Genomic DNA, 13984 nt, shown 5'->3' with positions numbered 1-13984 from the left:
GGGGGGGGGGGGGCGGGGGGGGGGGGCGCTTTATCGCGGGGGGGCCCCGCGGGGGGGGGGGGGCGGCGAGCATGAGCCATGCTCGCGGCGCCCAGGGCGTCGTTTCCCCTCACCCGTTGGTCAGGCTCGCTCCGTGCCAGCGGCGAAGACGGGCGCGGGCGCGGGTGAAGGCGCCCTCCGCGGCCTTGATGGAGATACCCAGGCGGCCCGCGGCCTCGCGGGTGCTGGTGCCCTCGATGCGGGCCAGGATGACCTCGCGCTCCCTGCCTTCGAGGCGCTGCACCTGCTGGAGCATCCAGGCGCCCTCGGCGGCCGCGCAGGCCGCCTCCTCCGGTCCCGATGCGGTCTCCGGGGCGAAGGAGCGCTGGTACAGGTACCTGCGGGTGCGCTCCCTGCGACGGTAGACGTCCACGCACAGGCGCAGTGTGATCGAGGTGAGGAACGGACCGACGCGCTCCGCGTCGAGGTCACGGTGGCCCGCGGCCCGCAGCAGCGCCTCCTGCACGCAGTCCTCGGCATCCTGATGCGCGGTCAGGCGCAGTCGCGCCAACCGGTACAGCCGCTCTCGGTGGGGCAGCAGCAGCTCCCAGCGCTGAGCCAGGGGCAACTCGTCCGTACTCAGCACTGGTGCAGATCACCCCTCCCGGGTGAGACCTCCACCGGCACCGCGTTGAAGACCGCGTTGCCCGAGAGAGGGTCGACGACCAGTTCGTCGGTGAGCGCGTTCACGTTCACACCCGGAGCCTTCGCCGCGTACGCCATCCGCGTGCCGTCCCGGCCGTGACCCCAGCCGTGCGGCAGGCTCACCACTCCCGGGCCGACCCGGCTGGTGGGCTCAGCGAGCGCCACGACCGCGCCTGCCCTGCCCCGTACCGTCACCTCGTCACCGGCCCCGATGCCGAGCCGGCGCGCGTCCTCCGCGTTGATTTCGAGGGTGCAGCGGTTGGTGCCGCCCGACAGCGCGGCGATGTTGTGCGTCCAGCTGTTGATCGAGCGCAGATGGCGTCGCCCCACGAGCAGGAAGCCTCCCTCCCCCCGCTCCCGCTCGCCCGCGAGGAACTCCGCGAGGCGGGGGATGTCGCCCGCCACCGGCTCGGGGAACAGTTCCACCTTCGACTCGGTGCCCACGATCTCGGCGAGCCGGGGGCGCAGCGGACCGAAGTCCACCCCCTGCGGCCGCTCACGCAGCACCGCCAGGTTCACCCCGTCGGGACGCAGTCCGAAGGCATCTCCGAAGGCACCGAGCCGGATCATCAGGTCGATCCGGCGCTCCGTGCTGTCCTCGCCGCTCAGTTGCCCCTTGAGGTCGGCGGGGTCGCGGCCCGCCAGCGGCGAGCCCGGCGTCGAGACCACGGCCGCCAGCGTCTTGTCGATGATCATTGAGTCCAGCGCGGCCGGGTCCGCCTCGGGCCCCGCGCCGGAGAGGATGAGGGTGAGCTTCGCGAGGATCTGCGCCTCGCTCGGCCGGCCCTCATCACGCGGCAGCAGCGGAGGCGAGTAGCGGGCCACCCGGCGTACCGCGAGTCGGGAAAGCACGATGTCGAAGTGCTCCGACTCCAGTACGCGGGGCGGCGGCAGGATGACGTTCGCGTGCCGCGTCGTCTCGTTCACGTACGGGTCGACCGCCACCATGAATTCCAGGTCCGCGAGCGAGCGCTCCAGGCGCTCGCCGTTGGGCGCGCCGAGCACCGGATTGCAGGCGATGGCCACCAGCGCCCGTACCTGCCCCTCGCCGGGGGTGTCGATCTCGTCGGCGAGGGTGGCAGCCGGGAACTCGCCGAGCACCTCCGGGAGTCCGCGCACCCTGCTGTGCCACCGGCCCAGCTCCAGCGGCCCCGTCGGGCGCAACGCGTTGTGCTGCGCCTCCCCGAACATCGCCCCGCCAGGACGGTCCAGGTTGCCCGTGAGGGCGTTGAGCACGTCCACCAGCCAACTGGTCACGGTGCCGAAGGCGGCGGCGGTCGTGCCCATGCGGGCGTACACGGCGGCCGACGGGGCAGCGGCCAGTCCACGGGCGAGGCCCCGGATGGTGGCCGGGTCCGTACCGCACGCCCCGGCCACCGCCTCCGGTGTGAACTCCGCCGCGGCGATGCGGAGTCGCTCCTCACCCGTGAACAGGCCGGGATCGAGGGGGGAGGCGAGTCCCTCGTCGAACAGCGTGTGCACGAGCGCGAAGAGCAGCAGCGCGTCGGTTCCGGGACGTATCACCACGTGCTGGTCCGCGATGTCCGCCGTGCGGGTACGTCGAGGATCGACCACCACGAGCCGCCCGCCGCGCGCCTTCAACGCCCGGATACGGCCCGGAAGATCGGGCACGGTCCACAGGCTCCCGTTGGACACCAGTGGATTCGCGCCGAGGATCAGCAGATGGTCGCAGCGGTCGATGTCGGGCACCGGGATCGCCCACGGATCTCCGAACATCAGCCCCGACGAGACGTTCTTGGGCATCTGGTCGACCGTGCTGGAGCTGAAGACGTTGCGGGTGTCCATGAACTGGCGCATCACGGCCACGTGCAGCGGAATACCCACCGTGTGGATCACGGGGTTGCCGTAGTACAGCGCCACCGCGTCCTTGCCGTGCTTCTCGGCCACCCGGCCGAGGCCGCGCGCCACTTCGGCGAAGGCCTCGTCCCAGGTGACCTCGGCGAACTCCCCGTTCGGCCGGCGCACCAGAGGTGCGTGGCATCGCTGGGGGTCCTGGTCGATCTCGCCCAGGGCGATGCCCTTGGGGCATACGTATCCCTTGCTGAACACGTCGTCCTGGGCGCCGCGCACCTTGACGGCGCGTCCGCCCTCGATGTCGATGCTGAGTCCGCAGCCCGCCTCGCACAGCGGGCAGATGCGGTGATGGGTGGTGATGCCGGTCACCATATGACCGGGATCTCCTCGTAGCCGCCGAGGGCGGCAGTCATCCGCCAGCGCAGTTCCTCGGGGTCGACGTGCAGGCGCAGGGTGGGGAAGCGGGTGAAGAGCGACTTCATGGCGATCTGCACCTCGGCGCGCGCCAGCGCCGAACCGGCGCAGAAGTGCGTGCCGTAGGCGAACCCGATGTGCTTGTTGTCCTTGCGGTGGACGTCGAAGGTGTCCGGGTTCTCGAAGACGGAGCCGTCGCGGTTGGCGGAGCTGATGGGCGCGATGACCGCGGAGTTCGCCGGGATCGTGGTGCCGGAGAGCTCCACGTCCTCCAGCGTGATCCGGATGAACGTGCCGTCGCCCGGGGTGACGAGACGGATGATCTCCTCGCACGCCTGGTCCATCAGGGACGGGTCCCTCCGGATCAGGGCCAGCTGGTCGGGGTTGCGCAGCAGCAGCACCGCACCACCGCCGGTGACGGTCACGGTGGTGTCGTGCCCGGCGAGCAGGAACATGACGCCGGTGCTGATCAGCTCCTCGTGCGTGATGGTCTGTTCGTGGTCCATCGAATGGACCAGCTTGCTCAGCAGGTCCTCGCCGGGGTCGTCCCGCTTCTGCGCGGCCAGCTTGGCGATGTAGTCGCGCATCTCGGTGTTGGAGCGCATGATCTCTTCGGCCGGGTACTTGGTGAGCGACATGAAGCGGTCGCACCAGGCGCCGAAGAGGTGCTGGTCCTCGTACGGAATGCCGAGCAGCTCGCAGATGACCTGCAGGGCGAGGGGGCGCGCCAAAGTGGCGTTCAGGTCGACCGGGCCGGTCATCTCGGCCATGTCGTCGAGGAGTTTGTCGACGATCTCCTGGATGCGCGGGCGCATGGCCTCCGCGCGGCGGGGCGAGAACTCGCGGTTCGTCAGGTTACGCAGTACCGAGTGGCGCGGCGGGTCCATGCTGATCAGACTCGACGAGTCGGGCTCGACCAGCTGCGCGCGCGGAGCGCCGTCGCGGAAGAGTGCCTCGCGGCTGAACCGGGAGTCCGAGAGGACCGTCTTCACGTCCTCGTAGCGGGTCACCAGCCAGGCAGGGTGCCCGGTGGGCAGACTGATGGGGCAGACCGGCTCCTCGGCCCGCAGCTGCGCGTACTGGCACGGCGGCTCGTTGGGCGAAGTACGGGGAATCGGATACGAGTACTTCGGTTCGTGGGCGGCCGGTTGCTGGGCCTGAGTCGACTCCGTCATGGGCGGGTACTCCCTTCGCTCGGATGAACTCGTCGGATACTTTCCGTACTTCTTCTCGGTGCTCTCTGGCCTTCTTCACGGCGTGCTGAAATGTTTTTCCGCTCCCTCCTTCGCGGTCTTCTGGATATGCGGAGAGGGCGGAATTCGAACCTGCGCAGGGCGATGCCCCCATGGTGAGCGACCACCGTTTCCCCTGGGCTGATTCGGGTACCTCTCCGGGGGTTCGTACCGAGGCAGGGCCCACGGTGTCAGATCGCTCTGGCAGTCCGCTTACAAACTGCTGAGATGGGCATCTCAGCAGGCGTTTTCCCTGTTCGTCGACGGGGTCGTGCGGGTGTGGCGCGGCCTGTGTGAGCGCGCGACAACCGCTGAAACAGGGGTCTCAGCGTGTTGTCAGGCGAACGCTTCACAGGGGGTCGAAGTGGTTGTCCGGCGTCGGGGCCGCGAGGAGCGACGGAAAGCCGGAAAGGGTGAGGAAAACGGACTGTGCGCGGGCGGCCGGCGGAACTCCGCTCTCTCCATGAGCGGGCCACAAAGGGCCCGAGTGCGAAGGGTCCGGGCGGGCTGGTTCGATGACTTCTTCGCCTCTTTGGCGGGGGTCTTCGGGCGGGTCGAGCCGCGGCGGACGGCGATGTCCTGTGTGAAGGCGCTGGTGGCGCCGGTCGAGCGCGCTTACGGTCGGCTCACTCCCCGGCGTCAGCCTCGGCGTGGGTCCCACCCGGGCCGATCGGTCACGGATGCCGGCGGAAGGGTTCTGGATCTTCGACACCGCGCAGGACCGAGTCGGCCTTCTCCGCGCCGTGCCCCTGTGGCGCATCTGCGGGGCGGAGGCCGGGTGCGCAAGGATGGGGGGTATGCCGAACCGACTTGCGCAGGCCACATCCCCCTACCTCCTCCAGCATGCGGACAACCCCGTCGACTGGTGGCCGTGGGAGGTCGGCGCGTTCGAAGAAGCCCGGCGGCGCAACGTCCCCGTTTTCCTGAGCGTCGGCTACAGCGCGTGCCACTGGTGCCATGTCATGGCACATGAGTCCTTCGAGGACCACGACACCGCTGCGTACATGAACGAGCACTTCGTGTCCGTCAAGGTAGACCGTGAAGAGCGGCCCGACGTGGACGCGGTCTACATGGAGGCCGTGCAGGCCGCCACCGGACAGGGCGGCTGGCCCATGTCCGTGTTCATGACACCGGACGGGGAGCCGTTCTACTTCGGCACCTACTTCCCGCCCGGGCCCCGGCACGGCCTGCCCTCCTTCACGCAGGTCCTCGAAGGCGTGCGGACGGCCTGGGTGGGACGGCCCGAGGAGGTCGCCGAGGTCGCGCAGAAGATCGTACGGGAGCTGTCCGGGCGGCAGCTGGACTACGGGAAGGCCGCCGCGCCCGGGCCGGAGGAGCTGGCGCGGGCACTGCTCGCGCTGACCCGCGAGTACGACGCCGCGCGCGGCGGCTTCGGCGGTGCGCCGAAGTTCCCGCCGTCCATGGTGTTGGAGTTCCTGCTGCGCCACCACGCCCGCACCGGGGCGGAGGGCGCTCTGCAGATGGCCGTGGACACCTGCGAGGCGATGGCCCGGGGCGGGATCTACGACCAGCTCGGCGGCGGCTTCGCGCGGTACTCCGTGGACCGCGAGTGGGTCGTACCCCACTTCGAGAAGATGCTGTACGACAACGCCCTCCTGTGCCGGGTGTACGCCCACGCGTGGCGGGCGACGGGCTCCGACCTGGCGCGGCGCGTGGCCCTGGAGACCGCCGACTTCATGGTCCGGGAGCTGCGCACGGAGCAGGGCGGCTTCGCCTCCGCGCTCGACGCGGACAGCGAGGACCCGGGCTCCGGCGCGCACGTCGAGGGGGCGTACTACGCCTGGACCCCGGCCGAGCTGCGCGAGGTGCTGGGGGAGTCCGACGGGGACCTGGCGGCCGCGTACTTCGGGGTGACCGAGGAGGGCACTTTCGAGCACGGGAAGTCGGTGCTCCGACTGCCCCAGGACGGTCCCGTCGTGGAGGCCGGTCGGATCGCGGACATCAAGGCGCGGCTGCTCGCGGCGCGCGGTCGGCGGCCGGCGCCCGGACGGGACGACAAGGTCGTCGCCGCCTGGAACGGGCTGGCGATCGCGGCCCTGGCCGAGTGCGGGGCCTTCTTCGACCGGCCCGACCTGGTGGAGCGGGCGACCGAGGCCGCCGACCTGCTGGTGCGCGTGCACATGGACGGACGGGCCCGCCTGGCGCGGACCAGCAAGGACGGCCGGGTCGGTGCGAACGCCGGTGTGCTGGAGGACTACGGCGACGTGGCGGAAGGCTTCCTCGCCCTCGCCGCCGTCACCGGGGAGGGGGTCTGGCTGGAGTTCGCCGGCTTCCTCGTCGACCTGGTCCTGGACCGGTTCACGGCCGAGGACGGATCGCTCTACGACACCGCGCACGACGCCGAGCAGCTGATCCGGCGCCCGCAGGACCCCACCGACACGGCCGCGCCGTCCGGCTGGACGGCCGCCGCCGGCGCCCTGCTCTCGTACGCCGCGCACACCGGCTCACAGGCCCACCGCACGGCCGCGGAGCGGGCGCTGGGGGTGGTGCACGCCCTCGGGCCGCGCGTGCCGCGCTTCATCGGGCACGGGCTGGCGGTCGCCGAGGCGGTGCTGGACGGGCCGCGTGAGATCGCGGTCGTCGGCCACCCCGACGATCCGGCGCTGGCGGAGCTCCACCGGACCGCGCTGCTGGGGACGGCTCCCGGGGCGGTGGTGGCGGTCGGCCTGCCCCGCACGGCGGACGGCAGCGGAGGGGAGTTCCCCCTTCTGGCCGAGCGCACACTGGTGCGCGACCTCCCGACGGCGTATGTGTGTCGACATTTCGTCTGCGCGCGGCCTACGACGGATCCGGTCGAACTGGGGGAGCAGTTGGGGATGGTTCGTCCCTGAAGTACCCGGAGTACCGTCAATTCCGGTTACTCGCATATCAGTTCTGAAACACGGTTTTACCCCAGGTAGTACCTGACTCTCGTCCGGGCTGCCTAATCTCGTGTCTTCGGGAGCTACCGAGACGGCGCACTGGGGGGTGCGCGCAGGGGGGAAGCGGAGGCGGCGGGCCGGGGGGCCCGCCGTGAGCCTCCGGGGGGATCAGCGACAGCCGCCTGGGGTTGCGGCACGTCTGTGGGGGACAATTTGTACACCTCTGTGTTCATTTCTGTGATATCGCTCGCTCTCTTCTGGATGGCTGCCTTCACCCTGTGGTGGCAGATGCACGCCTGGCGGACACCGGAAACGCTCGCCGCCACCCGCTTCGACCGCCCCGACGGGGGCGGCCGGCTGGCGTTCTCCCTGCTGCTGCCCGCCCGCCACGAGCAGGCGGTCCTGGAGCACACCATCGACCGGCTGCTGGAATCGACCCACACCGACTACGAGATCATCGTGATCGTCGGCCACGACGACCCGGAGACGGCGGCGGTCGCCGAACGGGCCGCCGCCCGCGCACCGGGTCTGGTCCGCGTCGTCGTCGACCACCACGAGGCCAAGAACAAGCCCAAGGCGCTCAACACCGCCCTCCCGCACTGCCGGGGCGACATCGTCGGGGTCTTCGACGCCGAGGACCAGGTCCACCCCGAACTGCTCGCCCACGTCGACCACGCCTTCCGCTCCACCGGCGCCGACGTGGTCCAGGGCGGGGTCCAGCTCATCAACTTCCACTCCAGCTGGTACAGCCTGCGCAACTGCCTGGAGTACTTCTTCTGGTTCCGCTCCCGGCTGCACCTGCACGCCCAGAAGGGCTTCATCCCGCTCGGCGGCAACACCGTCTTCGTGCGGACCGAGGTGCTCCGCGAGGTGGGCGGCTGGGACGGGAACTGCCTGGCCGAAGACTGCGACCTGGGCGTTCGGCTGTCGTCGATCGGCAAGAAGGTGGTCGTCGCGTACGACTGCGACATGGTCACCCGCGAGGAGACGCCCGGCTCGCTGATGAGCCTGCTCAAGCAGCGCACCCGCTGGAACCAGGGATTCCTCCAGGTGTACCGGAAGAAGGACTGGCGGCAGCTGCCCGGGCGCGGTCAGCGCTGGCTCGCCCGCTACACGCTGATGACCCCGTTCATGCAGGCGGCGTCCGGCGTGATCATCCCGATCAACTTCGCCGTCGCGGTCTTCCTCGACGTCCCGGTCGGCGTCGCGATCATCACCTTCCTGCCCATGATCACGGCGCTGGTGACCTTCGTGTTCGAGATCGTCGGACTGCACGACTTCGGCCGCCAGTACGGGCTGCGCATCCGCTTCGTGCACTACCTCAAGCTCGTCCTCGGGGGCCCCTTCTACCAGGTGATGCTCGCCGGCGCCGCGATCCGCGCGGTCTGGCGCGAGCAGCGCGGCCGCAACGAGTGGGAACTCACCAGCCACACCGGCGCCCACCTCACGGCCGCGTCCGCCGCGTCCGCCGTACCCGGTGCGTCCGCCGCGTCCGCCGCGATCCGAAAGGACAGCCACCAGTGACCGCCATCCTGCCCACGGCCACTGATCCCCATCCCCGACCCGACGGCGCGGGGACGGCCACCGCGACCGCGACCGCCACCGCCACGGCGTCCGCCGCCCTGCCCGCCCGCCCCGCCCGGGGCGACGGCGGCGGACCCGGGGTCCGGCCGCCCGCGCCGGCCCCGGCCCTGGTCCGCTTCCGCTCCTCGCGCCCCGACCTCCTGCTGTGCGGCGCCCTGCTGCTGGTGATCGTCCTCGTCCAGGGCTGGAACATCACCGCCTTCCCCACCCTCAGCGACGACGAGGGCACCTACCTCGCCCAGGCGTGGGCCGTCCAGCAGGGCCACGGCCTCGCCCACTACACGTACTGGTACGACCACCCGCCGCTCGGCTGGATCCAGCTCGCCGGCCTCACCTACCTGCCGTCCCTCCTCGTCCCCGAGTCGATGACCGTCGCGTCCATGCGGTTCGCGATGCTCGCCGTCTCCGCCGCCGGCTCCGTCCTGATCTACGTCCTCGCGCGCCGGCTGTGGCTGCCGCGCTGGGCAGCCGGGCTCGCCATGGCGCTCTTCGGGCTGTCCCCGCTCTCCGTCGTGCTCCAGCGCGAGATCTTCCTCGACAACCTCGCCGTGATGTGGATCCTGCTGGCCTTCTGCCTCGCCGCGTCGCCCAGCCGCCACCTGTGGCACCACTTCGGCTCCGGCCTGGCGGCCGCCACCGCCGTGCTCACCAAAGAGACGATGCTGGTGGTGCTCCCGGCACTGCTGGTGACGATGTGGCGCCACAGCCACCGCGACACCCGGAAGTTCGCCGTCACCGGGGCCATCACCGCCTGCGTCCTGATCGGGCTCTCGTACCCGCTCTTCGCCCTGCTCAACGGCGAACTGTTGCCCGGCGCCGGGCACGTCTCGCTGATCGACGGCATCACCTACCAGATGGGCCGCGAGGGCTCCGGCTTCATCCTCGACCCCGGTTCCGGCTCCCACGGCGTCTTCCGGTCCTGGCTCTACTACGACACCGTCCTGCCGCTCGGCGGCCTGGCGGGCGCCGTCCTGCTGCTGGCCACCGTGCGCTGGTCCGTCACCGCGCGGGCGCTGGCCGGCCCCGCCCTCGCCGCCGTCATCCTCGCCCTCGTCGCGATGCGGCCCTCCGGCTACCTCCCGGCGATGTACGTGATCCAGGCGGTGCCGTTCCTCGCGCTCGTCCTCGCCGGGGGCGCGGCCAGCGTCACCCACGCCGTGCTGCGCCGCGGTCGCCGCCCCGGTGAGCGCCGGCCGTTGGTGCACGCTCGCCGGGCACTGGTCGGCGTACTCGCCGTGGCCGCCGCGGTCTACGTCCTGCCGCGCTGGTACGACGGCAACCGCACCGCGCTGACCGCCGACGCGAACGGCCCCTACCGGCAGGCCGCGGCCTGGCTGGGCAGCGAGGTCGCCGACCCCGGCAGCACCCGGGTGCTGCTGGACGACGCGCTCTGGCTGGACGCCGTCCACCACGGCTTCGAACCGGGTCTGGGCGCCATCTGGTTCTACAAGGCCGACCTCGACCCCGCCGTCACCGAGACCCTGCCGCGCGGCTGGCGGGACATCGACTACGTGGTCTCCTCGCCCACGGTGCGCCGCGACGCGGTGGACCTGCCCAACGTGAAGGCCGCACTGGAGCACTCGACCGCGGTCGCCGTCTTCGGCACCGGCGAGGACCGCATCGAGATACGCCGGACCGACCCCGAGAGTGGGAGCTGAGCGACCATGAGCGAAGACCTGTGGGCCCTCCCTGCCCGGACCGAAGCGGAGCTGACCGCTCCGCGGACCCTGGCCGGCAGCGTCACCCTCATCATCCCGACCTTCAACGAAGCCGAGAACATCCCCGAGTTGCTGCGCCGCCTCGACGCCGCGCTCCCCGCCCACCCGCCCTGCGACGTGCTGTTCGTGGACGACTCCACCGACGACACCCCGGCCGTCATCGAGAAGGCCGCCCTGGAATGCGCCTTCCCCGTGGCCGTCCTGCACCGCGACACCGCCGAGGGCGGTCTCGGGGGCGCGGTCGTCGAGGGGGTGAAGCGGGCGGACACCGACTGGATCGTCGTCATGGACGCCGACCTCCAGCACCCGCCGCACCTGGTGCCGGAACTCGTCGGCGAGGCCATCCGCACCGGCGCCGACCTCGTCGTCGCCTCCCGCTACATCAGCGGCGGAAGCCGGGCCGGGCTCGCCGGGAGCTACCGCGTCGCCGTCTCGCGCGGCGCCACCTGGCTCACCAAAGGCCTCTTCCCGCGCGCCCTGCGCGGGATCAGTGACCCGATGAGCGGATTCTTCGCCGTGCGCCGCGCCGCGGTCACCTCCGTGGCACTGCGCCCGCTCGGCTACAAGATCCTGCTGGAGCTGGCCGTGCGCTGCCGTCCCGCGAAGGTCGCCGAGGTGCCCTTCGTCTTCCAGGACCGCTTCGCGGGGGAGTCGAAGTCCACCGCCCGCGAGGGCGTGCGCTTCCTCTCCCACCTCGCCGCGCTGCGGTCCGCGACCCCGCTGGCCCGGATGATCGGATTCGGGCTGATCGGCCTCTCCGGCTTCGTCCCCAACCTGGCCGGGCTCTGGCTGCTGACCCGGGCCGGGATGCACTACCTGCCGGCCGAGATCGTCGCCAACCAGGCCGGCGTCCTGTGGAACTTCCTGCTCATCGAGGTCCTGCTGTTCCGGGACCGCCGGGGCCACCGCCACTGGGCGGACCGCGTCGGGCGCTTCGCCCTGCTCGCCAACGCCGACCTGCTGCTGCGGATCCCGCTGATCGCGGTGTTCGTCGCCAAGTTCGGCATGGCGGTGCTGCCCGCCACGGCCCTCGCGCTGGCCACCACCTTCGTGCTGCGGTTCGTGGCCACCGAGGGGCTCGTCTACCTGCCGCGCACCGCGCGCAAGGCAGGTCGTCACACCAGGAGTTGAGCCGCACAGAAGGGAACCTCTCATGCGTGCGAACATCCGGCGCAGGGCAAGGTGGCGCGCCGCCCTGCTGGCCGTCGGGGCGATGACCGCGAGCCTGCTGCTCACCGCACCGCAGCAGGCCACGGCCGGACCGCCCAATCTGCTCACGAACCCCGGTTTCGAGACCGCCGGCGGCGCCGGCGCCGACATGCCGTCCTGCTGGTCCAAGTCGGGCTGGGGCGACAACGACTTCACCTTCGCCACCGTCGCCGACGCGCACACCGGCACCAAGGCGATGCGGGTCTCGCTCACCCGCCGCGTGGACGGCGACCGCAAGGCCCTGGTCACCGAGAGCACGGCCTGCGCCCCGACCGTCAGTCCGGGCAAGCAGTACGACCTCTCGGCCTGGTACAAGTCGAACACCCCTGACGTGTCGGTGACCGTGTTCCGCCGGGACACCACGGCGGGCTGGCAGTACTGGACCGACCTGGCGAACCCTGCGGTCAGTGCCGGCTGGGCGCGCACGGAGGTCCGTACGCCGGTGGTCCCGCCGAACACCGACAAGATCGCGTGGGGTCTGTCCGTCTACGGGGTGGGCACGCTCACCACCGACGACTACGTGCTGGAGGAGGTGGGCGCGGCCCCGCCGCAGCCGGGCTGCTCGGGCACGGCCGAGGAGTGCGCCAAGGGCAAGTGGCAGGTGATCCCGGCCCAGAACCCGGTGCGTTCCATGCACGCCGTCGTGCTGAGGAACGGAAAAGTGCTGCTGATCGCGGGCTCGGGCAACGACATCGCCCAGTTCAACGCGGGCACCTTCACCTCGGCCGTCTACGATCCGGCGAACGGCAGCTTCAAGACGGTTCCGACACCGGTGGACATGTTCTGCTCGGGCCACGTGCAGCTGGCCGACGGCCGGGTGCTGGTGATGAGCGGCAACAAGGGCTACCCGTCCGCCGACGGCGCCATCGGCTACCAGGGGCTCAAGGACTCCTTCGTCTTCGACCCGGCGACCGAGCGGTACACGCGGACCAACGACATGAACGGCGGGCACTGGTACCCGTCGGCCACGATCCTCGGCAACGGCGACGTGATCTCCTTCGGCGGGCTGAAGGAGGACTCCACGGGCAACGTGACCGCGGAGAAGTTCTCGGCGGCGCAGGGCAGGTGGCTGCCGATGAACGAGGTCAACCAGACCTGGTCGTACTGGGGCCTGTACCCCTCGATGATCCTGATGCAGGACGGGCGGCTCTTCTACTCGGGCAGCCACACCTTCGGCAACGGCACGCCGGGCACCGGCGCGTCCGTCTACGACTACGACGCCAACACCATCACGGACGTGCCCGGCCTGCGCAAGAAGGACGAGCGCGACGAGTCCGCGAGCGTGCTCCTGCCCCCCGCCCAGGACCAGCGGGTCCTGACCATCGGCGGCGGCAACAACGAGACCAACCCGGCCGCGAACCGCATCACCGACCTCATCGACCTGAAACAGCCGAGCCCCGCCTACACGGCCGGCCCGGACCTCCCGCAGGGCCTGGTCGACCAGGGCGCCGGCAAGCGGCCGCAGACCGGGGCCGAGGGCAAGATGTACGTGTCCGCCGTGCTGCTGCCCGACGGCAAGGTGCTGGAGACCGGCGGGGCACTGCACGACCGGGCGGACCCGGTCTTCGAGGCCTCGTTCTTCGACCCGGTGACCAACACCTACCAGCCGGGGCTGGCCGCCGACCCGATCCCGCGGGGCTACCACTCGGCCTCGTTCCTGCTGCCCGACGGCCGGGTGATGTCCGTCGGCGACAACCCGGGCAACGGCACGTACAACCACAACGTGTCGATCTACACCCCGCCGTACCTCTTCAAGGGGCCGCGCCCGCAGATCACCTCGGTGATCGACACCCAGTGGGTGTACGGGGACACCCAGCGGATCACGGTGAACCGGCCGGTCGCCAAGGCGGAGCTGATCCGGCCGGCGGCGGTCACGCACTCCTCGGACCCGAACCAGCGGTTCGTGGACCTGCCGATGACGGTGGACGGCAACCAGATCGACCTCAACGTCACCAGCAACCCCAACCTGGCGCCGCCCGGCTGGTACATGCTCTTCGCGGTCGACGCGAACGGCATCCCCTCGATCGCGACCTGGATCCACCTGGGCGGACCGTCCGCCCTGGCCGGGACGGCCGCGCCGGCCGCGCACGAGCACACTTTCGCGAACAAGCTGGGGCCGCCGAAGGAGAACCCCGGCAAGCGGGACTCCGTACCGGTCGCGCCGAGCATCGCGGGCTGCGACCGGCACTACGGGTCGGTCAACCTGTGCGTGCCGACCCGTTTCCCGGCGCAGGTGAAACCGACGACCGGGGCCCGCTGCGACTGGCTGGCCGCGCACCGGTACCCCGCGCGCATGAAGGTCCACGGCAGCGACCCGCTGCGCCTGGACCCGGACAAGGACGGCTACGCCTGCTGAGCGGGGGCGGACCCGACCGGAACCCATAGCCGCTGCCGACGACCACCGGCCGGACGCCGACCGCCCCGGACCTCGACACGAGGTCCGGGG

At 71.1% G+C, this 13984-nt stretch carries 8 protein-coding genes; 5 read left to right on the top strand and 3 right to left on the bottom strand.

What is annotated here, in order from left to right; translation table 11 throughout:
- Nucleotides 1–109: 109 nt before the first annotated feature.
- The 3 genes from ACWFQ8_RS25630 to ACWFQ8_RS25620 are packed head-to-tail and all read right to left on the bottom strand — an operon-like array spanning nt 110 to nt 4088.
- Nucleotides 110–625: an RNA polymerase sigma factor gene (locus ACWFQ8_RS25630; protein WP_453788618.1), complete on the bottom strand. Its 516-nt coding sequence runs from the start codon at nt 623–625 to the stop codon at nt 110–112.
- On the bottom strand, nt 619–2871 hold the full coding sequence (locus tag ACWFQ8_RS25625) for a molybdopterin-dependent oxidoreductase (protein ID WP_453788617.1): 2253 nt from the start codon (nt 2869–2871) through the stop codon (nt 619–621). The genes ACWFQ8_RS25630 and ACWFQ8_RS25625 overlap by 7 nt, the downstream gene beginning before the upstream one ends.
- Nucleotides 2865–4088 carry a cytochrome P450 gene (locus tag ACWFQ8_RS25620; RefSeq protein ID WP_453788616.1) on the bottom strand — a complete coding sequence of 408 codons (1224 nt, stop codon included), beginning with the start codon at nt 4086–4088 and terminating at the stop codon, nt 2865–2867. Before ACWFQ8_RS25620 ends, ACWFQ8_RS25625 begins: the two co-directional genes overlap by 7 nt.
- Nucleotides 4089–4942: 854 nt before the next feature.
- Here ACWFQ8_RS25620 and ACWFQ8_RS25615 point away from each other — a divergent pair.
- The 5 genes from ACWFQ8_RS25615 to ACWFQ8_RS25595 all read left to right on the top strand — a co-directional run bounded on the left by ACWFQ8_RS25615 (nt 4943) and on the right by ACWFQ8_RS25595 (nt 13894).
- Nucleotides 4943–6997: a thioredoxin domain-containing protein gene (locus ACWFQ8_RS25615; RefSeq protein ID WP_453788615.1), complete on the top strand. Its 2055-nt coding sequence runs from the start codon at nt 4943–4945 to the stop codon at nt 6995–6997.
- A gap of 243 nt (nt 6998–7240) precedes the next feature.
- Nucleotides 7241–8551 carry a glycosyltransferase gene (locus tag ACWFQ8_RS25610; RefSeq protein ID WP_453788614.1) on the top strand — a complete coding sequence of 437 codons (1311 nt, stop codon included), beginning with the start codon at nt 7241–7243 and terminating at the stop codon, nt 8549–8551.
- A 5-nt stretch (nt 8552–8556) separates the two neighbouring features.
- Nucleotides 8557–10269: an ArnT family glycosyltransferase gene (locus ACWFQ8_RS25605; protein ID WP_453788673.1), complete on the top strand. Its 1713-nt coding sequence runs from the start codon at nt 8557–8559 to the stop codon at nt 10267–10269.
- A gap of 6 nt (nt 10270–10275) precedes the next feature.
- The gene (locus tag ACWFQ8_RS25600) at nt 10276–11460 is read left to right on the top strand and encodes a glycosyltransferase (protein WP_453788613.1); all 1185 of its coding nucleotides are present in this window, start codon (nt 10276–10278) and stop codon (nt 11458–11460) included.
- A 22-nt stretch (nt 11461–11482) separates the two neighbouring features.
- Nucleotides 11483–13894, top strand: a complete 2412-nt coding sequence (locus ACWFQ8_RS25595; RefSeq protein WP_453788612.1) for a galactose oxidase-like domain-containing protein — start codon at nt 11483–11485, stop codon at nt 13892–13894.
- Nucleotides 13895–13984 lie beyond the last annotated feature (90 nt).

It is taken from the genome of Streptomyces sp. NPDC055254 (assembly GCF_053606025.1).
The sequence above is the reverse complement of the archived record's forward strand: the minus strand, read 5'-3'. Positions and strand labels throughout refer to the sequence as shown.